Genomic DNA, 19,912 nt, shown 5'->3' on the forward strand with positions numbered 1-19,912 from the left:
CTGCGCCGCCGAGGTCACTCGGCCGGCTCGAAATCCTTCACCTTGGCGCGCAGCTCGTCGACCAGCACGCGGGTGTTCTCCGAGTAGTCGATCGGCACCGCCACGAGGTGGACGCCGCCAGCCGCGAAGGCCCGGTCCAGCGTCGGCACGAGGTCGTTGACCGACTCGACCCGGTGGCCGGTCGCACCGTACGACTTGGCGTAGAGCACGAAGTCCGGGTTGCTGAAGGTCATGCCGTAATCGGCGAACTTGTCGACCGCCTGCTTCCAGCGGATCATCCCGTAGGCCGAGTCGTCGAGCACCAGCACCACGAGGTTGAGCTTCAGCCGGACGGCGGTCTCCATCTCCTGGCTGTTCATCATGAAGCCGCCGTCGCCGCACACGGCCATGACGCGCCGCTTCGGGTAGAGCATCGCCGCCATCATGGCCGAGGGCAGGCCGGCGCCCATCGTGGCCAGCGCGTTGTCGAGGAGCAGCGTGTTGGCGACGTAGGTGCGGTAGTTCCGGGCGAACCAGATCTTGTACATGCCGTTGTCGAGGCAGACGATCCCGTCCTCCGGGATCACCCGGCGCACGTCGCGCACGAGGCGCTGCGGCGTCACCGGGAAGCGGTCCTCGCCGGCCCGGTCGCCGATGTGGCTGAGGATGTGCTCGCGCAGGTGCAGCAGGGCGCCGGCGTTCGGGAGCTTGCCGTCGAGCTTGTCGGCCAGGAGCTTCAGCGTCGGGCCGAGATCGCCGACCACCTCGGCATCGGGGTAGTAGACCTGCTCGACGTTGGCCGGCATGTAGCTGATGTGCAGCACCTTCTGGTCGGCCTGACCCATGAAGAAGGGCGGCTTCTCGATCGTGTCGTGGCCGATGGCGATGATCAGGTCGGCCTTGTCGATCGCCTCGTGGACGTAGTCGCGCTCCGAGAGCGCCGCGGTCCCCATGTAGAGGTCGGTCCCGCCCGCCACCGTGCCCTTGCCCATCTGGGTGGTGAAGAACGGGATGCCGGTGCGCTGCACGAAGCCGCCGAGCTCGCCCGTGGCGCGCGGCCGGCTCGCGGCGGCGCCCAGCATGACCAGCGGGCGCTTGGCCCCCAGGATCATGGCGGCGGCGCGGTCGATCGCGGCCGGGTGGGCGACCGGGATGTCGATCGGGTGCGAGGGCACGAGGTCGGCCTCGGCTTCCTCGGCGGCGATGTCCTCCGGCAGTTCCAGCAGCACCGGGCCGGGCCGCTCCTCTGTGGCGACCCGGAAAGCGTCGCGCACGATGGTGGGGATCGAGGAGGCCGAGACGATCTGCCGGGCCATCTTGGTGATCGGCTTCATGGAGCTGATCACGTCGACGATCTGGAACTTCGCCTGCCGGGAGGACAGGATGCCCTTCTGGCCGGTGATGATGATCATCGGCATCGCGCCGAGATGCGCGTAGGCCGCGCCGGTGGAGAAGTTCAGGGCGCCCGGGCCCAGCGTCGAGAGGCAGACGCCCGGCCGGCCGGTGAGGCGGCCGTGGGTTGCGGCCATGAAGCTCGCCGCCTGCTCGTGGCGGGTCAGGACCAGCTCGATCTTGGAGTTCCGCAGGGATTCGACGACGTCGAGATTCTCCTCCCCGGGAATTCCGAAGATGCGGTCGACGCCCTCGTTCTCGAGAGCGGCGACGAGGAGATCTGAACCCTTGGGCATGCGACGTCTCGCTGAAGCAACGGTGTCCCCCGGCCGTCCAGGTCGCTCCCGGCACTTTGATCGCGAGGCCGTGAACGACACGAGACGGAGGAACACCCCCCGAATATTCGGTTCGTTAGAGGGCCCCCCTGTAGAGTGGTCAAGGGCCGGCCGGGCCCGCGACGTCACAGAGCCGGCCGGATGCTAACGTGCGGACGGGACCACCCCGCCTTCCGCGATGGGACAGCGATGGATCGCATCGAGACCGACAAGACGGCGCCGCCCGAGGACCGGGCGGCCGACGCCCCCGACGTGGACTCGGTGCTGGCGCCGGTCGCGGAGTTCCCGCGGATCGACCTCCGCGCGGGCGTCGAGGCCTGGGACAAGCGCCGCAAGGCCGGCAAGCGGCTGCGCGCCGAGGTGCCCCACGCGGCCCAGGCGACGCTGGCCCACGATCCCGACCGGCCCGACCCGGTCGCCCTGATCGAGGCCGCCCACGAAGGCCGCCAGCCGCACCTGATCCCGCTCCGGGTCGCCCGGATGGCGAGCTCGCCCTTCGCGTTCCTGCGCGGCGCCGCGCACGTCATGGCCTGGGACCTGTCGCGCGGGCCGCGCAGCGGCGTCGACGTCGTGATGAACGGCGACGCGCACACCGACAATTTCGGCCTGTTCGGCACGCCGCAGCGGGACATCGTCCTTGACCTCAACGATTTCGACGAGGTCACGATCGGCCCGTGGGAATGGGACCTCAAGCGCCTCGCGGCCGGGCTGGCGGTCGCCACCGACGACGCCGGCGTGCCGGCTGCCGAGCGGCGCGCGGCCGTCATGGAGGCGGTCTCCGGCTACCAGCACACGATGCGCCGCCTCGCGCCGCAGGGCTCCCTCGACGTCTGGTACCAGACCACGCGCGCCGACGGCCCGCACATCGCCGGGCTGCACATGGACGCGGAGGCCCGGGCCGTGGTGCGGCGGGCGGTCGACAAGGCCCGGCGGCGGAATAACCGCAGCCTCCTCGACCAGGTGGCCGAGCGGCGCACCGACGGGACCTGGCAGTTGCAGACCGATCCGCCGATCCTGACGCCCGTGGACGCGGCGACCCGCGAGGGCGTCGTCACCGGCCTGGAGCACTACGCCGAGACCCTGCCGCGGGAGCGGCGCTTCATGCTCGACCGCTACCACGTGGTCGACGTCGCCCACCGGGTCGTCGGCGTCGGCAGCGTCGGGACCCGCGCCTACCTCGCGCTGCTGTTCGGCAATTCCGACGCCGACGCGCTCTTCCTCCAGGTCAAGGAGGCGGTCCGCCCGGCGCACGCGCCGTACCTGCCGAGCGTGCCGGCGCCGTTCTCCGGACACGAGGGCGAGCGGGTGATCTACGGCCAGCGCCTGCTCCAGGCGGTGGGCGACCCGCTGCTCGGCTGGACCAGCATCGCGGGCCGGCCGTTCTACGTCCGCCAGATGAAGAACCTGAAGGGCGCGATCCCGCTGGCGCGGATGATTGGCGCGCCGCTCCTGACCTTCTCGTACGCCTACGGGACGCTGCTGGCGCGCGCCCACGCGCGGACCGGCGACGCGGCGGCGATCGCCGGCTACTGCGGCAGCGGCAAGCACCACGACCTGAGCGGGGCGATCGCCGACTGGGCCGCGGCCTATGCGGAGCGCAATGCGGCCGACTTCGCCCTGTTCCGCGCGGCGATCGCGCGCGGCCGCCTGGAGGCCGCAGACGATCCCTGCCTCTGAGCCCCGGGCTCAGATGATGCCCGGCGCCGGCGGCTCGTGGGCCAGCCGGACCAGGAGGTCCCGCAGCCAGCGGTGGGCCGGGTCGTGGTCGTAGGAGGCGTGCCACAGCATCGACACGGGCACGTCGTCGAGGGGCACCGGCACCGGGCTGACGCTGAGCGCCAGGGCGCTGGCGAAGGAGGTGGCGAGCCGGGCGTGCATCGTCGCGATCACCGGCGCCGCCCGGACCATGAACGGGACCACGAGGAAGCGCGGGGTCGTCACCGCCAGGATGCGCGAGCGCCCGATCAGCGCGAGGGCGTCGTCGACGACCCCGTGGGCGGTCTCGCGCAGGGACGTCAGCACGTGGGGGAAGCGCAGGTAATCGTCGAGCCCGATCGGCGGCTCCAGGCCGATCAGCGCGGCGTTGAACAGCACCACGTAGCTGTCCCGGTAGAGGAGGCGCTGCTTGTGGTGGAGCTGTCCCTCCGAGAACAGGCCGATGGCGAGGTCGACCCGGTCGGCGTCGAGCTCGTCCAGGATCCGGGTCCGGTCGACCGAGCGCAGCAGCAGCCGGATGCCGGGCGCGTCCCGCCGGAGCTGCGCGATCAGCCGCGGCCCGAGGAGCGCCTCGACGCTGTCGGGCAGGCTCACCGTGAAGGTGCGCTCGACGGTGGCCGGGTCGAACCGCTCCTCCCGGTGCACCAGCGCCTGCACCTGCCGGAGGGTGGCGCGCAGCGGCTCGGCGATCTTCAGGGCGCGGGGCGTCGGCCGCATCCCGTCGGGGGCCCGGGTCAGGAGCTCGTCGTCGAACAGGCGGCGCAGGCGGGCGAGGCTCGAGCTCATCGCCGACTGGCCGATCCCGACCCGCGCGGCAGCCCGCGTGACGCTGCGCTCGTCGAGCAGCGCGTCGAGCGCGACCAGCAGATTCAGGTCGATCCGGCTGAGATCGATATGGTCAATGGCCACGGGCGCCGCGTTCGATGGGGATTCGGACGCCCGACATAGCAGACGCGACGGCGTGCCCGTCATCCCGGGGATCCGCGCGCCGATGGGCCAGGATCGCGCTCAGACGGCGTCGGTCGGGACGCCCGCGCGGGTCGAGACAAACTCACGACGCACCGCCCAGAGGTGCGCAGGGACGATGGCGCGCCGGCGCCGGCACTCTGGGACGCGCCGCTCCTCAGGCCGGCAGCGGCTCCCGCGGCTCGGTGTGGTCGAAGAGCCGGGGCGGCGCGATCGTGTCCTTGGCGCCCATCCGCGCCGCGAGATGGTCGGCGACCCGCAAGGCGTTGGCGATGATCGTCAGCGTCGGGTTCACGGCGCCGATCGACGGGAAGAAGCTGGCGTCGGTCACGTAGAGGTTGTCCAGCTCGTGCGCCTTGCAGTCCGGGTCGAGCACCGACGTCCTCGGATCCGTGCCGAACCGCAGGGTCCCCGCCTGATGGGCCGTCCCGCCGATCGGGACGTTCTTGCCGAGGTAGAGCGACCGGTCGAACAGGTGCGGGTGGATGTCGGTGAAGCTGCAGATCTCGCGCAGCTTGTGCCGGAGCCGCTTGTGCGCCTCGACGTTGGTCTCGGTGAGGTCGAGATGGACCTTGCCGTCCCTGTAGAAGATCCGGTTCTGCGGCAGCGGCACGTCCTCGGAGGTCAGCCAGAAGTCGACGGAGTGCTTGGCGATCCAGTCGAAGGGCTTGTCGGGGAACCATTGCAGGAAGCCCGGCAGCCCCTCGCCGTGGATCTGAGCCCCGTCCGACTTGCCGACCATCTGGATGTGGCCGAGGGGGAAGTCCCAGCCGTCCTCGGGGTCCGGATCGCCGAAGTAGAAGTCGTTGAGGCCGAGCGTCTTCTGGAACCGGGTCGGGTTCGGGACCTTCGAGATCGCCAGAACCGTCGAGTTGTTGTGGCGCATGTAGTTGCGCCCGACCTGGTCCGACCCGTTGGCGAGGCCGTTCGGGTGCCGGTCGCTGGCCGAGCGCAGCAGCAGCAGCGCCGACGAGAGGGCGCCGCAGGCCACCACCACGAGGTCGGCCGAGGCCTCGAACGGCGCGCCGTCGCGGGTCCCGACGACGCCCGTGACGGTCCGGCCGGAGGCGTCGGTGACGAGGCGCTCGACGTAGGTGCGGGTGAGCAGCGTCAGGTTCGGGCAGTCGCGCAGGGCGGGATCCACCACCATGGTCTGCGCGTCGGACTTGCCGTTGGTGGGGCAGGGGAATCCGTCGAACGATTCGCACTTGATGCAGGGCGAGGTCGGCACGGCGCGGCCGTCCTTCTCCACCAGCCGCACGCCCACCGGCAGGTGGAACGGGTGGTGGCCCGCCCGCTTCAGGTTGTCGAACAGCTCCTGGATCCGCGGCTCGTGCGCCACCGGCGGATGGGCGTAGGGCCTGCTCGACCAGGGCTCGGTCGGGTCCTCGCCGCGCAGGCCGTGGACGTGAAACAGCTCCTCGGCCGCCTGGTAGTACGGCTCGAAGACGTCGTAGCCGACCGGCCAGGCCGGCGCGACGCCGTCCTGGTGGCGGATCTCGGAGAAGTCCTTCTCGCGGAGGCGGAACAGGACCGAGCCGTAGAACTTCGAGTTCCCGCCGACGTAATAGTGCAGGCCCGGGTGGAAACTCTTGCCGTCGGACGAGTACCACGTCTCCTTGGCCTGGTAGTAGCCGTCGACGATCACCGCCTGACTGTCCCAGTTCCGCGGCTCGCGCAGCAGGTAGTCGCCGCGCTCGATCAGGAGGATGCGCTTGCCCGTCTGGGCGAGGCGCCACGCCACCGTGCCGCCGCCGGGACCGGACCCGACAATGATGACGTCGTAGTGCTCACCGGGCATGTGCCGTCTCCGTCCGGACCTGCGTCCTGGCAGGCAACTCGCGAGCCGCTTTTCGGATCACCGCACGGTTCCGTTAAGCCCTGCCGCGTCGCGGAGGCCGCCCAGTAATCCGCGAAGTTCGCAACCGGCGGTTAAGGGCCTTTCCCAACGCCGCCTTCAGCTTCGGCTGCGATCCTGCGGCGAACCGGCTCGACGCCGGGGAGGCCGGAATGATCGACACGATGGCGCCTGTCCTGGCGCTCCTGACCGCGGCCGCACTGGCCTTCGGCCTCTGGCGCCGGCTCGGAGCGCGGCGCGCCGAGCGCGAGGCCGAGCGGCTGCAGGACCGCATCTGGCGGATCAGCGAGAGCGAGGACCGCTACCGCGCCCTGGTCGCCGCCACCACCGAGATCATCGTCCAGCGGGATGCCCGCGGGCGCATCACCTACGCCAACGAAGATTTCGCCCGCCTGCTCGGCCGCGAGCCGATCGCGCTGATCGGCTCCCAGGACGATCTCGAGATCCTCGACCGGAACGCCGTGGAGATCGGGCCGGACGGGGTCCGCCGCCTGGAGGCGCAGGTCCGGACGGCGGACGGGCGGGCGCGCTGGTTCGCCTTCGTGGAGATGCCGGTGGCGCACGGCGACGCGACGCACTGGCTGCGCGCGGGCCGGGACGTGACCGCGCGCGTCGAGGCGATCCGCAGCCGCGACGCGGCCCTGGAGCGCGCCGAGGCGGCGAGCGTCGCGAAATCCCGCTTCCTGGCGACGGTGAGCCACGAGATGCGGACGCCGCTCAACGGCATCCTGGGCATGGCCGACCTCGTGCTCGGGACCGAATTGAACCCCGAGCAGCGCACCTACGTGGAGGCGGTGCGCACCAGCGGTCAGGCGCTGCTCGGCCTGATCGACGGGGTCCTCGACTTCTCGCGGATCGAGGCCGGCCGCCTCGACCTCGCGGTCGAGCCCTTCGACCTGCCGGCCCTCTCCGAGGGGGTCGTCGAGCTGCTGGCGCCCCGCGCCCAGGACAAGGGCATCGAGATCGCCCTCGACGTGGCCGAGGACTTCCCGGCCGCGATCCTGGGCGACGCCGACCGGGTGCGGCAGATCCTGCTCAACCTCGCCGGCAACGCCATCAAGTTCACCGAGCGCGGCGGCGTCGGCGTCAGCCTGAGCTTCGCGCGGGCCGGGACCGGCGGCGAGGTCGCGCTCGCCGTGGCGGATACCGGGCCCGGCATCCCGGAGGAGCGGCTGCCCATCCTGTTCGAGGAGTTCGAGCAGGGCGACGGCAGCGCGAGCCGCAGCCACGAGGGCACCGGCCTGGGACTCGCCATCACGCGGCGGCTGGTGACCCGCATGGGCGGGCGGATCGAGGCGGATTCGCGCGTCGGCCGGGGCTCGACCTTCCGGGTCTTGCTGCCGCTCGCCGAGGTCGCCGGGGCCGCGGGCGGCGGGCGCGCGCCGCTGCCGACGCTCTCTCCGCGGCGCTGCCTGATCGTCGCCGACTCGCCGTTCCAGGCCCCGTACCTCGCCCGCAGCCTGTCGCGGGCGGGGGCCGCCACCGTGATCGTCGACAGCCTGGAATCGGGCCTCGACGCCCTGTCGGGCGCGGCCTTCGACGCGGTGCTGGCCGACCGGGCGCTGGGCGACGCGGCGGTGCGGCAGATCGCCGACGCGGCCCGCGCCTGCGGCGTCCGCACCAGCCTCGTGCTGCTCTCGCCGTTCGACAGGCGCGGCTTCGGGTCCCCCGGCGCGGCGGGCTTCGACGGCTACCTGATCAAGCCGGTCCGGCCGCGCTCCCTGTTCGAGCGCCTGCTCGCGCCGTCGGGCCCGATCGAGGCCGCGATCGCGCCACCGGCGGCGCCGACGCGCGTCAGCCCCGGCCTGCGGATCCTGCTGGCCGAGGACAATCCGATCAACGCCCTGCTGGCGACCCGGGCCCTGGAGCGGCTCGGCGCCACGGTGGTCCATGCCGTCGACGGCGTCGAGGCCCTCGCGCGGCTGGAGGCGGACGGTCCCTTCGATCTCGCGCTGATCGACGTGCGGATGCCCCGCCTCGACGGGCACGAGACCGCCCGTCGGATCCGGGCCGCCGAGGCGGGCGGCGCGCACCGGCTCCACCTCGTGGCGCTGACCGCGAATGCCGGCCGGGACGACGAGGCCGCCGCCCGGGCGGCCGGCTTCGACGGGTTCCTGGCCAAGCCGCTCAATCTGAAGCTGCTCCCGCCGCTCCTGGAGCGCCGGTCCGCGCGGGCCGCCTGAGGGCGCGCGTTGACACGCGGGCGGGTCCCGCGCCAACAGGAGCCCCATGTCGACAGCCAGCCCTCCGTCGCCCGCACAGCGCTCGTCGAGCGGCGCGCTCGCCGCCTGGGGCACCGCATTCCTCGTGATCGCCACCGTGCTGATCGGCGCGCTCGCGCCCGGGGCCGACGCACGGCTACGTCGCGTTCGACGAGGCCGGCGCGCGCCGGGTCGCGGCCGCGCCGGCACGCTGGGGGGACGCCGTGATCGCGCGGCGCGACGTGCCGACGAGCTACCATCTCGCCGTGGTCCACGACGACGCGGTGGAGGGAATCACCCACGTGGTGCGCGGCCGCGACCTGGAGACGGCCACCGACCTGCACGTGCTCCTGCAGGCCCTGCTCGGCCTTCCGGTCCCGCGCTACCGCCACCATCCGCTGCTGCTCGACGCCGGGGGCGAGAAGCTGGCCAAGTCGCGCGGCTCGCGATCCCTCGCCGACCTCCGGCAGGCCGGCGAGACACCCGGGGCTGTCCGCGCCCGGCTCGGCTTCGCCTGAGCGGCCGCGCGCTCCCTCAGCGAACCGCAGCGTCGCGCTGGGCGAGGGCGGTGGCGCTCTTCGACTTCTGCATGGTGGCGTCGATCTGCTCGCGCTGGCGCTTGAACTCGGCGAGCAGGCGGCCGTCGAGCTCCCGGCCACGGGGGACGCGGATCTTCATCGGGTCGACGAAGTGGCCGTTGATGATCACCTCGTAGTGGAGGTGCGCGCCGGTCGACAGGCCGGTCGAGCCGACATAGCCGACGATCTGACCCTGACGGACTTTCACGCCCTCGCGGATGCCGCGGCCGAACCGCGACATGTGGTTGTAGGTCGTCACGTAGCCGTTGACGTGCTGGAGTTCGACCCGGTTGCCGTAGCCCGAGGTCATCTCCGCGCGGATCACCACGCCGTTTCCGGCCGCCATGATCGGGGTGCCGATCGGATTCGACCAGTCGACGCCCGTGTGCAGCTTGGCGTAGCCCAGAACCGGGTGGCGGCGGTAGCCGAAGCCGGAACGCATGATCCCGTCGGCGATCGGCTTGCGCAGCAGGAACTTCTTCAGCGACCGGCCCTGCTCGTCGAGGTAGTCGATCGTGCCGTCGTCCGGGGACTGGAAGCGGTAGACCTTGCGGGTCTCGCCGCCGAGCGTCAGCGCCGCGTAGAGCAGGTCCGGGCGATCGGCGCTGGCCTCGTCGTCGGTGCTGTAGAAGACGTCGAGCCCGTCGCCGCTGCCGATGCGGCGCTGGAAGTCGAGGTCGTAGCTGAAGACGCGGACGATGTCCTCGACGGTGGCCCGCGGAAGGTCGTGCCGCGCGGCCGTCTCGTAGAGGCTCTGATACAGGCGCGGCCCGGAGCCGGAATCCTCGTCCTCGTCCTCGCCGGCCTCTGCCTGGGGCTGCGCCTTGGGGGAGGGGGCCTCCTCGGCGGGGGGCGCCACCGAGACGAAGGCGCCGCGGTCGTTCAGGGCCGCGATGCCCTCGATGCCGTTCTCGCCGTAGAGCACCACGCGCGTGACCTGGCGGGGATCGCCGGGCCGGGGCCCGGGGGCGACCTGGACGCGCAGCGGCTGACCCTCGTTGAGGGCGGCCGTGCGGGTCTTGCCCCCGAGCGCGGCGACGATGCCGCGGATGGCGTCGTCGCTCGCGAGACCGGTCGCCTTCAGCGTGGTCTCCAGGGTCTCGCCGCGCTTCAGCGCGAGATCGCGCTCCTCCACGAGGGGCGCCTCGTTGGCCTTCAGCTCGACCTTGGCAACCTTGGTGACGTTCTCGGGGACGACCAGCACCTCGATGGACTTGAACGGGTTCGCGTCCTTCGGCGCCGCGCCGTCGCCGTCCCCGGCGGCACCCTGCTGGAGCGTCCGCGACAGCATGATCTGCGGCGCGATCGGGATGGCGGCGCGGCGCCCCGCCTCGGCGGCGATGCGGCGCTCCTCCTCGACCTGCGCGGTGACGTCGTCGTCGGTGAGGGCGGGCGCGCCGGCGTCGACGGCGGCGTCGGCCAGATCCCGCTTGACCACGGTGACTTCGGCGCTCGGCGCGTCGGCGGACGCATCGGGCGCGCGCTCCAGCGGTTCGTCGGAGACGAACTTCATGGGGTCGAAGCGCGGCGGCTCGGCGGCGTAGACGCCCGTCGTCATCGACAGGGGCGTGGTCAGCCGCACGAAGGCCTTGGCCTTGATGATCTCGCGGTCGCCGAGGCGGACCGTGACCGGCGCCTTGAAGCTCTGCTTGGCCGAGGCGATCATGAGGTTGCGCACCAGCCGGTCGCCCTTGCGGGCGATGTTGGCACCGCTCTCGCTCGGCTGGGGGCGGGGCATGATCGTCGCCTTCTCGGGAATGGCCGCGAAGGAGACGTCGCCCTGGAGGGAGACGTGAAGCGCCGCCGCGATCAGGCCGGCACCGGTCAGGCCGGTGAGGCTGCTGGCGCAGAGCCAGCGGAGATTGACAGCGCGCCGGTCGATCTGGGTCGCGGTCGCGCCGAGATGGTCGAGCGGCTCGTGCACCCCCTGAGCCGGGGGGAGGGCGGCCACGTCGCCGATCTTGAGTCGCTCGCGCTTCACTCGAAGGCCCTGAGAAGACGATGGCGAACGGGCATTCCCGCGGGACCCGCGGCGCTGAGGCCGGGCTCGACCATACCGGAGGCGACATCCGCGCCCGGCGGTCTCATCTCACGACCCAGCGTGTCGAGATTGAGGCGTGCCGCTCTCGAGCGCCAGCCCCGGGACGGTAGAGACCGCGATCATCCACGCCAAGCTTCCGGACAGTCCCGCCGCGCCGGCCGGCAAAAAGGGTGTTGACGTGGGAATCGGCGGGCTCTATACCCCGGCTCATCGGCGCCGGCCGCGGAAGTGGACCGGGCGCTGAGCCATCTTCTGACAAGCGGGCGGGCTGGCCGGCGGGATTGCCGGGCGGTCTTCTGTTTGCCTCTGATGAGCCTCGGGCGACCGGGGCGTTCTTTGACAAGTTGGAATGAGGAAGGGAGACGCGGGCGGCGTTTGTCCTTGCGGCCAGGTCTTAGGACCTGGCGTGAGTAGACTTGTGCCGATCTGTTGTTCTTCTTTCTGAGCTCACCGACGGGTGTTTTGGCGCTGTGAAGCGTCTGGCACTTGGTCGATGTGAGGCTCCGTCTGAGAATATACGTGATCGGCCGGATCTTTCTCTTCAACGTGAGAGTTTGATCCTGGCTCAGAGCGAACGCTGGCGGCAGGCTTAACACATGCAAGTCGAGCGGGCCCTTCGGGGTCAGCGGCGGACGGGTGAGTAACGCGTGGGAACGTGCCTTCTGGTTCGGAATAACCCTGGGAAACTAGGGCTAATACCGGATACGCCCTTTTGGGGAAAGGTTTACTGCCGGAAGATCGGCCCGCGTCTGATTAGCTAGTTGGTGGGGTAACGGCCTACCAAGGCGACGATCAGTAGCTGGTCTGAGAGGATGANACTGTGTCTCAAGACACGGGAGAGTCGGTCGCCGCCAGACCCGCACATCGCAAGCAACAGCCCCTCACCACGTACACCGATCCGGCCCCCGGACATACCGCCCAAGCTCACCAGAGCCGGCGCATCCGGGCCAGCCGCACACACTTGCGGATCATCCGCACACACTTGGCGCGGGGTGGAGCAGCCCGGTAGCTCGTCAGGCTCATAACCTGAAGGTCACAGGTTCAAATCCTGTCCCCGCAACCAAATCCCGACACACGAAACCCGCCGCGCCCACAAGCGCGGCGGGTTTCGCGTTTTCCGCGATCTCTCGCGCTGGCGCGACCTTAGTGCGGACCCGCGCCGGCATCCGTGCTCCGGCAGGGGAGGGGAGGCCGAGAACCGCGCGGTGATCGGCCGCGGTGCCGAAGCGATGACCGCCGCTCAGGATTGCCCGACGGCCAGCCGCGCCCGGAGCAACCGATCCGGATTCGTGGGCACGGACTCCGTGCCGCGACCTTGGCGGTGTTGGCCTCGCAGGCACCTGGCCTTAAGATGCGGCGGGGTACGCCGTGATACGGCGTGAGGGGGGAATAGCATTGATCTCACAGGCAGGCGGCACGGCCGACCTCGATCGGAGCTGAAGAGCGCGGTTTGCGCGTCTCCGCTCCTCCTCATCGTCCGGCCCGCCCGGTGATGCGTCGCGCGTCGCCGCGGAGGCTGGCCGTCCTGTCCCTGGCCCTGCTGGTCGTGGCCGGGGCGCAACCCGCGCGCGCCTTCGACCTGTTCGGCCTGTTCGGCAGCGAGCCGGAGCCGCCGCCACCGAGCGCGACCGCGCTGCCGTACACGCTGCGGATCACCGGCACGGACGATTCCGACGTGCTGCGGGCCCTGCAGGACACGTCCACGCTCTATCGCCTGCGGCAGGAGCCGCCGCCTGACGGCGAGGGCCTGCTGCGCCGGGCCGAGACCGACCGCGCCAAGCTCGCCGACGTCCTGTCGGGCTACGGCTACTATCAGGGAACGGTGACGATCCGGATCGACGGCGCGCCGGTGCCGGGCCAGGCCGCCTCCGCGGTCGGCGCCGCAGAGGCGTGGCGCAACCGCGGCCTGGTCCCGGTGCGGATCGCGGTCGATCTCGGGCCCCTCTACCATCTGCGCCGGATCACCGTGCGCGATCCGGCGGGCAACCCGTTCCCGGACTCCGCGCTGCCCGCGCGGGTCACCCGCGTCGACGAGGATGTCCCGGCGCGCTCCGCCACGGTTCTGGCGCGGGAAGCGCAGATCGTCGACCAATTCCGCGCGCAGGGCCATCCCTTCGCGAAGGTGATCGCGCGCGACCCCGTGGTGGACGATTCCGCCCACGTCATGGACGTGACCTTCACGGTGGCGCCGGGCCCGGTGGCCGGGCTCGGCCCGGTCGCGGTCAGCGGCGCGCCGGGGATCGACCCGGCGACCATCCGGTCCTTCATCTACGCCGAGCCGGGCGACCCGTACTCGCCCCAGGCGGTGGCGGCGATCCGCCGGTCGGTGGCGCGGATCGAGGGGATCGGCGGCGTCCGGGTCCGCGAGGGCACGACCCTCGACGCCGACGGGAACCTGCCGCTGTTCGTCGCGGTCACCGAGCGCGAGCGCAATCTCGTGGGCGTCTCGGCGCGCTACTCCACCGTCGACGGGCCGGGCGTCCGGGCCTACTACGCCAACCGCAACCTGTTCGGCGGCGGCGAATCCTTCCGGGTGGACGCCGACATCTACTATCTCGGCCTCGGCAACGACCCGTTCGCCAACCAGCGCAAACTCGCGGGGATCGGCACGAACGGCCTCGGCGGGCGCCTCTCGGCGACCTACGTCCAGCCGGCCCTGTGGGGGACGCGCAACGACTTCCTCGCGAACGCCTTCGTCACGCGCGAGGTGCAGCAGAGCTACCTCGTGGATGGCGGGGGCGTCTCGGGGGCGATCCGGCACCGGTTCTCGGACACGTTCTCGGCGCAGGTCGGGCTCGATGCCCAGGCCGGCCGGTCGAAGGACGCCCTCGGCACGGTCAATTACCGGCTGATCGGCGTGCCGGCCTCGGTGACCTACGATTCCACCGACAGCCTCCTCGACCCGACGCGGGGCGTCCGGGCCATCGCGTCGCTGGCCGTCTATCCCGGCGCGATCTCCTCGCCCGGCATCGTCGTGGCCAAGGCGCAGGGCTCCACCTACTACGCCCTCGACGACGAGGCCCGCGTGATCCTGGCCGGCCGCGTCGGCTTCGGCTCGGTCTCGGGCGCGCCGCTGGGGGAGATCCCCGACAATTTCAGGTTCTTCGCGGGCGGCGGCGGCTCGGTGCGGGGTTACCCGTACCGGACCCTCGGGCCGATCGGTCCCTTCAACCTCCCGATCGGCGGCCGCAGCCTGCTGGAGGCCTCGCTCGAGGCGCGCATCAAGGTCACCGACACGATCGGCGTGGTGCCGTTCTTCGACGCGGGCACCGCCTTCGCCTCGGCGACGCCGGATTTCGACGAGAAGATCCGCAAATCCGTGGGTATCGGCCTGCGCTACTACACCGGCATCGGGCCGATCCGCGCGGACGTCGCCTTCCCGCTCGACCCCTACAAGGGCGGACACGTGCGTCCCGCCGTCCTGTATCTCAGCCTGGGGCAGGCGTTCTGAATGGTGTTCCGAACCGGACTCACGCCGCGCACCGCGCGTCCGACCGCCCGTCCCGGCCGGTGGAGCCTGGCGCTCGTCCTGGTCTGCCTCGCCCTGCTGCCCTGGACCCTCGCGGCGACGCGCGCCGACGAGGGCGACAAGTCCGTCCTCGGCGGCCTCCTGTCCCGCGCCCTGTCGACGCCCTCGTCGCGGGTGGCGATCGGCGCCGTCGACGGCGCCCTGTCCTCGGACGCGACCATCCGGGACGTGGCGATCAGCGACCGCGACGGCGTCTGGCTGAAGCTCGACCGGGCCCGCATCGTCTGGCGGCGGCTCGCCCTCCTGTCGGGACGGCTGGAGGTCGACAGCCTCGAGATCGGGCATCTCGACGTGCTGCGCCGGCCGATACCCGGACCGCCGCCGCCCGAGGCCAAGCCCGACGGGCGGCTCCTCCCGGACCTGCCGGTCAAGGTCGAGATCAAAGGGTTCAAGCTGGCCGAGCTGACGCTGGGCGAGGCGGTGGCCGGGCAGCCGGCGCGGCTGTCGGCGGAGGGCCGGGCGAAGCTCGGCGCCGCCAGCGAGGGGCTCGACCTGCAGGCGAAGGCGCAGCGCCTCGACGCGCCGGGCCGCTTCCTGCTGTCGCTGCTGTTCGTGCCGAACGGCGAGCGGCTTGAACTCAAGGCGAACCTGGTCGAGCCGGCGGGCGGCCTGCTCTCGAAGGCCGCCAACCTGCCCGGCACCCCGCCGATCGACTTCGCGCTCGACGGGACCGGGACACTGGATGCCTGGGGGGCCAAGCTCGACTTCACGGCCGGTCCCGACATCGGCGCCAGGGGCGGGGCGAAGATCTCCCGGATCGGGGCCGAGCGGCGCCTCGCCCTCGACCTCGCGGCCCGGATCGAGGGGCTGATGCCCGGTCCGGCGGCGGCGGTCTTCGCCGGCACCACCAAGCTCGACGGCGGCCTCGCCTTCGCGGACAGCGGCGCCTTCCGGATCGACCGACTGGACCTGACCTCCCGCACGGCCCGCCTGACGGCGGGCGGCAGCCTCACCCGCGACCGGGTCGCCGACCTGACGCTGCAGGCGCGCGCCCTGCCGACGGAGGGCGACGTCACCCGGGCCGGCGAGGCCGAGATCGGCAAGCTCGTCTTCGACGGCAGCCTCAAGGGACCGCTGGCGACGCCCACCGTCCGGGGCCGCCTCGACGCGGCCGCCCTGCGCAGCCGCGAGTCCAGCCTGGACCGGATCGAGGCCAGCCTCGGCATCGACCCGCAGGGCGAGCCGTCGGCGCAGCGCTTCGCCATCGCGGCGGACGGCCGGGTCGACGGGCTCAAGCTCGCCGACCCGGCCCTGCGCCGGGCGATCGGCAGCCGGGCCACCGTGACGCTCCGGGCCTCGTCCGGCGCCGACGGCGTTCTCGATATCGCGACGCTCAAGCTCGACTCCGACACGGCGCGGGCCACCTATGCCGGCCGGGTCGGCCAGAACACCCTGACCGGCACCGTCGACGCGGCGCTGCCGGACCTCTCCGTCTTCTCGGGTCTGGCGGGCCAGGGCCTCGCGGGCAGCCTCGACGCCAGGGCGCGGCTCAGCGGCGACCCGGCGCGCAAGGCCGTCGCCGCCGACCTCGCCGTGACGACGAGCGGCCTCGTCACCGGGATCCGGGCGGCCGACCGCAGCCTCGGCCGCGCGCCGAGCCTCCAGGGGCGCGTCTCCCAGACCTTCGACGGGTACGGCTTCGACCACCTGCGCCTGGAAGGCTCCGGCGTCACCGCGACCCTGCAGGGCGAGGCGACGGCCACCCGCGCGGACGTCGCCGGACGGATCGACCTCAAGAGCCTCGCGGATCTCGACGGGCGCCTGACCGGCAGGGCCGGCGTCGACGCGCGCCTGACCGGATCCCTGGAGCGTCCGGACGTGACCGCGACCCTGACGGCGCCCTCCGCCACCGCGGCCGGCAAGCCGATCCGGGACCTGCGCGTCGAGGCAGTCCTGCGGGACGCGCTCCTCGCGCCGGACGGCACGGTCCGGCTCGGCGGCGACGTCGGCGGCAGGCCGCTGACCGGCAACGCGCACCTCGCGCGCGTCGGCCCGGACTGGGTCCTCGACCGGCTCGGCCTCGAWCTCGGCTCGGTCTCCGTCGCCGGCCAGGCGACGGTCNCAGGACGCGACCGTCCGCGCCACCGGGGGCGGCCTCCGCTACGGCGAGACCGCCCTCGCGCGGCTCGACGCGGACCTCACGGGACGCGACCTGCGCGCCCACCCGGTCCTCGACGGGCGCGTCGAGGCCGACCGGCTCCTGGCCGCCGGCCAGCAGGTCGACACGATCCGGCTCCTCGCGAACGGCACGCCCGCCTTCAGCGACGTGAGCCTCACCGCCAAGGCGCGCGGGTTCAATCTCGACGGCGCCGCGCGGGTCGTCCCGGCCGCGGACACGCGGATCGAGATCCAGCGCCTGACGGCGGCCCGCGGCACCGACCGCTTCGCCCTCACCGGGCCGGCGGCGATCACCCTCCGGGACGGCGGCGCGGTGATCGACGGCCTGTCGATCGCGGCGGGGTCCGGCCGCATCGCGGTCGCGGGCCGCGCCGGGCGGGATCTCGACCTCAAGGTGGCGATCCGGTCGCTGCCCCTGTCGCTCGCCCGGATCGCCGCGCCGAGCCTCGCCCTCTCGGGGACCCTGGACGGGGAGGCGGATCTCCGCGGCCCCGCGACGCGGCCGGAGGGGCGCTACGCGGTCAGCGTCGCCAAGCTCGTCGCCCCGCAGACGCGGCAGGCCGGCTTGCCGGCGATCGACGCGACCGCCAAGGGCACGCTGTCGGACGGGCAGGCGAGCCTGGACGGACGGGTCACGGCCGGGCGCGGCGTCGCCCTGACGGTCTCCGGGTCGCTCCCCGTGGAGGCCGGGGGTCCGCTGGGCCTGCGCGCCCGCGGGACACTCGACGCCGCCCTCGCCAATTCCCTCCTGAGCGTCGGCGGCCAGAGCGTCACCGGAAAGATCGCCATCGACGGCGGCGTCACCGGCACGCTCGCGGCACCGCGGGCCCAGGGCGCCGCGGTGCTGAGCGGCGGGAGCTTCACCGATCCGCTGAACGGGCTCCGCTTCACCGGGATCGAGGGTCGCGTCACCGGCCGCGGCGACAGCGTCGTGGTCGAGCGCCTGACCGCGACCGCCCGCAACGGCGGTCAGGTCTCCGTCACCGGCCGCGTCGCCCTCGCGCCCGACTTCCCGGGCAATTTCCACGTCGTCGCCGACAAGGCCGAGCTCGTCTCGAGCCCGCTGATGACGGCCGTGTCGAGCGTCGACATCACGCTGGCGGGGCCTCTGGCGCGGACGCCGCGGATCGCCGGCCGGGTGAACGTAGTGTCGATCGACGTCGCGGTTCCGGACCGGCTGCCGGCCACCATCCGGCCGCTGCCGGGCGTCCGCCACGTCAACACGCCGCCGGCCCTGAAGGCGCGCCTGGCGCAGCGGGCGGAGCGGAAGGCCGCGACCCGGTCCGGGCGACGGGGCGGGAAGCCGGCCGTCCCGTTCGACGCCACCCTCGACGTGACGATCGACGCGCCGAGCCGCATCTTTGTGCGCGGGCGCGGCATCGACGCGGAACTCGGTGGCGCGCTGCGCGTCACCGGCACCTCCGCGTCGCCCGACGCCAACGGCGCGTTCTCGCTGCGGCGGGGCCAGTTCGAGCTCGTCGGCCAGCGACTGGATTTCAGCCGCGGCCGGCTGACCTTCGCCGGCAGCCTGACCACGCCGGAACTCGATTTCGTCGCCGAGACCAAGGCCACCGACGTGACCGCCCGCATCGCGGTCTCGGGCTTCGCGGACGCGCCGCAATTCTCCCTGACCTCGGACCCGGTGCTGCCGCAGGACGAGATCCTGTCGCGGATCCTGTTCAAGAAGGCCTCGGCCGGCCTGTCGCCGTTCCAGGCGCTGCAGCTCGCCCAGGCGGTCGCCCAGCTCTCGGGCGGCACCGCCGGTCCGGACGTGTTCGAGCAGGCGCGCAAGAGCCTCGGCCTCGACAGTCTCGACGTCTCCACCGGCGCGAGCGGCGGACCGGCGCTCGGCGCGTCCCGCTACATCTCGGATCGGGTCAGCGTCGGCGTGAAGGCCGGGGCGAAGCCGGCCGACACCGCCGTCGGGGTCGACTTCGATGTCACGCGGCGGATCAAGCTGAAGGGCGAGGCCGGGAGCGACGGTCGCACCAGCCTCGGCGTCGGCGCCGAGTACGAGTGGTAGCCGGCAAGGTCACACGGCCGGCCGTTCGACCGCGCCCCCGGGCGCTGCGGGATCGACACGCCCGGTCAATGGTTTAGGTTCGGCGCAGGCGGCCGCCAGGGCCGCCGTTCGGGCGGGAAACACCACGGGCGATGGACGAGCTTTTCGAGACCGATGACGATCCGCCGGTTCCGGAGGGCGGCCTTCTCCGCAAGCTCCCGATCATCAACAGGCGGGGCCTCCACGCCCGCGCCTCCGCGAAGTTCGTGCAGACTGTGGAGCGCTACGACGCCGCCGTGACGGTCACCCGGGCCGGCGAGACGGTCGGCGGGCGCTCGATCATGGGCCTGCTGACGCTGGGCGCCGCCATGGGCACGCGCATCGCCGTCACCGCCGTCGGCCCGGACGCGGAGAGCTGCCTCGACACGATCGAGGCCCTGCTGGCCAACCGCTTCGGCGAGGACGAGTAGCGTCTAGGCCGTCGCCTTGCTCGGCCACGCGCAGAGGTCCGACACCGGGCATCGGGGGCAGGCGGGATTCCGGGCCGTGCAGATGTCGCGCCCGTGTCGGAACAGCCAGACATGGGCGTTGTCCTTGAACGCGTCGGGCACGATCCGGGCGAGACCGTCGGCCACCGCGTCGACCGTCGGGCCCGGGGCGAGGGGGATCCGGTTCGAGATCCGGAAGATGTGGGTGTCGACCGCGATCACCGGCTCGTGGAAGGCGAAGTTCGCCGTGACCTCGGCGCTCTTGCGGCCGATCCCCGGCAGGCGGCGCATCTCCGCGGCGGTGCGCGGGACGGTGCCGTCGTACTCCGCGAGCAGAACCGCCGAGAGCTTGACGATGTTGCGGGCCTTGGAGGGCCCGAGCCCGACCGGCCGGACGATCTCGGCGATCCGCTCCTCCCCGAGTGCCGCCATGCCGGCGGGATCGCGGGACTCGGCGAACAGCGCCTCCGCGATCCGCGAGACGGTCGGACCCGTGGACTGGGCCGAGAGCAGCACGGTCACGAGCAGGCGGAACGGGTCTGTGCGGTCGAATCCGGCCTTCGGATCCGGGTTCCTGTCGGCGAGGCGCGCGAGGATGGCGGCCACCCGGTCGGCCTCGCTCGCCCCGCGCGGCCGCGGCGGCGTCCGTGCGGCCGCCTTCCGGCGCGGAGCGGGTCGGACGCCGTGGGGAAGGTCGCGGGTCATGGAG

9 protein-coding genes, 1 tRNA gene, 2 pseudogenes and 1 other annotated feature are annotated in these 19,912 nt (G+C 72.5%); of the genes and pseudogenes, 7 read left to right on the top strand and 5 right to left on the bottom strand.

Translation table 11 applies throughout. The annotated features are described in order from the left end of the window. Positions 1-14 precede the first annotated feature (14 nt). Positions 15-1,667, bottom strand: a complete 1,653-nt coding sequence (locus MMR14E_RS26055) for an acetolactate synthase large subunit (protein ID WP_331318283.1) — start codon at positions 1,665-1,667, stop codon at positions 15-17. A 228-nt stretch (positions 1,668-1,895) separates the two neighbouring features. Here MMR14E_RS26055 and MMR14E_RS26060 point away from each other — a divergent pair, with 228 nt between their 5' ends. Next, entirely contained in the window at positions 1,896-3,383 is a 1,488-nt protein-coding gene (locus MMR14E_RS26060) for a DUF2252 domain-containing protein (protein ID WP_331318284.1), read from the top strand. A 9-nt stretch (positions 3,384-3,392) separates the two neighbouring features. Here the strand turns inward: MMR14E_RS26060 and MMR14E_RS26065 are convergent, their stop codons facing one another. Next, positions 3,393-4,331 carry a LysR family transcriptional regulator gene (locus tag MMR14E_RS26065; protein WP_331318285.1) on the bottom strand — a complete coding sequence of 313 codons (939 nt, stop codon included), beginning with the start codon at positions 4,329-4,331 and terminating at the stop codon, positions 3,393-3,395. A gap of 214 nt (positions 4,332-4,545) precedes the next feature. Beyond that, complete coding sequence (locus MMR14E_RS26070; RefSeq protein WP_331318287.1) at positions 4,546-6,189, bottom strand: GMC family oxidoreductase; 1,644 nt, start codon at positions 6,187-6,189, stop codon at positions 4,546-4,548. A gap of 209 nt (positions 6,190-6,398) precedes the next feature. On the opposite strand from MMR14E_RS26070, the gene MMR14E_RS26075 reads away from it, so the two are divergent. Continuing rightward, positions 6,399-8,429, top strand: coding sequence for an ATP-binding protein (locus MMR14E_RS26075; RefSeq protein WP_331318289.1), 2,031 nt, complete (start codon positions 6,399-6,401; stop codon positions 8,427-8,429). A gap of 182 nt (positions 8,430-8,611) precedes the next feature. Continuing rightward, a pseudogene (locus tag MMR14E_RS26080) lies at positions 8,612-8,965 on the top strand (glutamate--tRNA ligase family protein); the annotation flags it as partial. Positions 8,966-8,981: 16 nt separating this feature from the next. Here the strand turns inward: MMR14E_RS26080 and MMR14E_RS26085 are convergent. Continuing rightward, complete coding sequence (locus MMR14E_RS26085) at positions 8,982-11,006, bottom strand: M23 family metallopeptidase (RefSeq protein WP_331318290.1); 2,025 nt, start codon at positions 11,004-11,006, stop codon at positions 8,982-8,984. A 658-nt stretch (positions 11,007-11,664) separates the two neighbouring features. Beyond that, positions 11,665-11,918: a sequence feature (16S ribosomal RNA rRNA prediction is too short), on the top strand. 134 nt (positions 11,919-12,052) lie between these two features. On the opposite strand from MMR14E_RS26085, the gene MMR14E_RS26090 reads away from it, so the two are divergent. The 4 genes and pseudogenes from MMR14E_RS26090 to MMR14E_RS26105 all read left to right on the top strand — a co-directional run bounded on the left by MMR14E_RS26090 (position 12,053) and on the right by MMR14E_RS26105 (position 19,185). Then, a tRNA-Met gene (locus tag MMR14E_RS26090) sits at positions 12,053-12,129 on the top strand. A gap of 429 nt (positions 12,130-12,558) precedes the next feature. Then, on the top strand, positions 12,559-14,517 hold the full coding sequence (locus tag MMR14E_RS26095; protein ID WP_331318661.1) for an autotransporter assembly complex family protein: 1,959 nt from the start codon (positions 12,559-12,561) through the stop codon (positions 14,515-14,517). Then, a pseudogene (locus tag MMR14E_RS26100) lies at positions 14,518-18,736 on the top strand (translocation/assembly module TamB domain-containing protein). It begins immediately after the preceding gene. A gap of 131 nt (positions 18,737-18,867) precedes the next feature. Continuing rightward, the gene (locus tag MMR14E_RS26105; protein ID WP_331318292.1) at positions 18,868-19,185 is read left to right on the top strand and encodes an HPr family phosphocarrier protein; all 318 of its coding nucleotides are present in this window, start codon (positions 18,868-18,870) and stop codon (positions 19,183-19,185) included. 3 nt (positions 19,186-19,188) lie between these two features. Here the strand turns inward: MMR14E_RS26105 and MMR14E_RS26110 are convergent, their stop codons facing one another. After that, positions 19,189-19,908 carry an endonuclease III domain-containing protein gene (locus MMR14E_RS26110; protein ID WP_419539422.1) on the bottom strand — a complete coding sequence of 240 codons (720 nt, stop codon included), beginning with the start codon at positions 19,906-19,908 and terminating at the stop codon, positions 19,189-19,191. Positions 19,909-19,912: the final 4 nt, after the last annotated feature.

The sequence above is a fragment of the Methylobacterium mesophilicum genome (assembly GCF_036441335.1).
In the GTDB taxonomy this organism is placed as follows: Bacteria; Pseudomonadota; Alphaproteobacteria; order Rhizobiales; family Beijerinckiaceae; genus Methylobacterium; species Methylobacterium mesophilicum_B.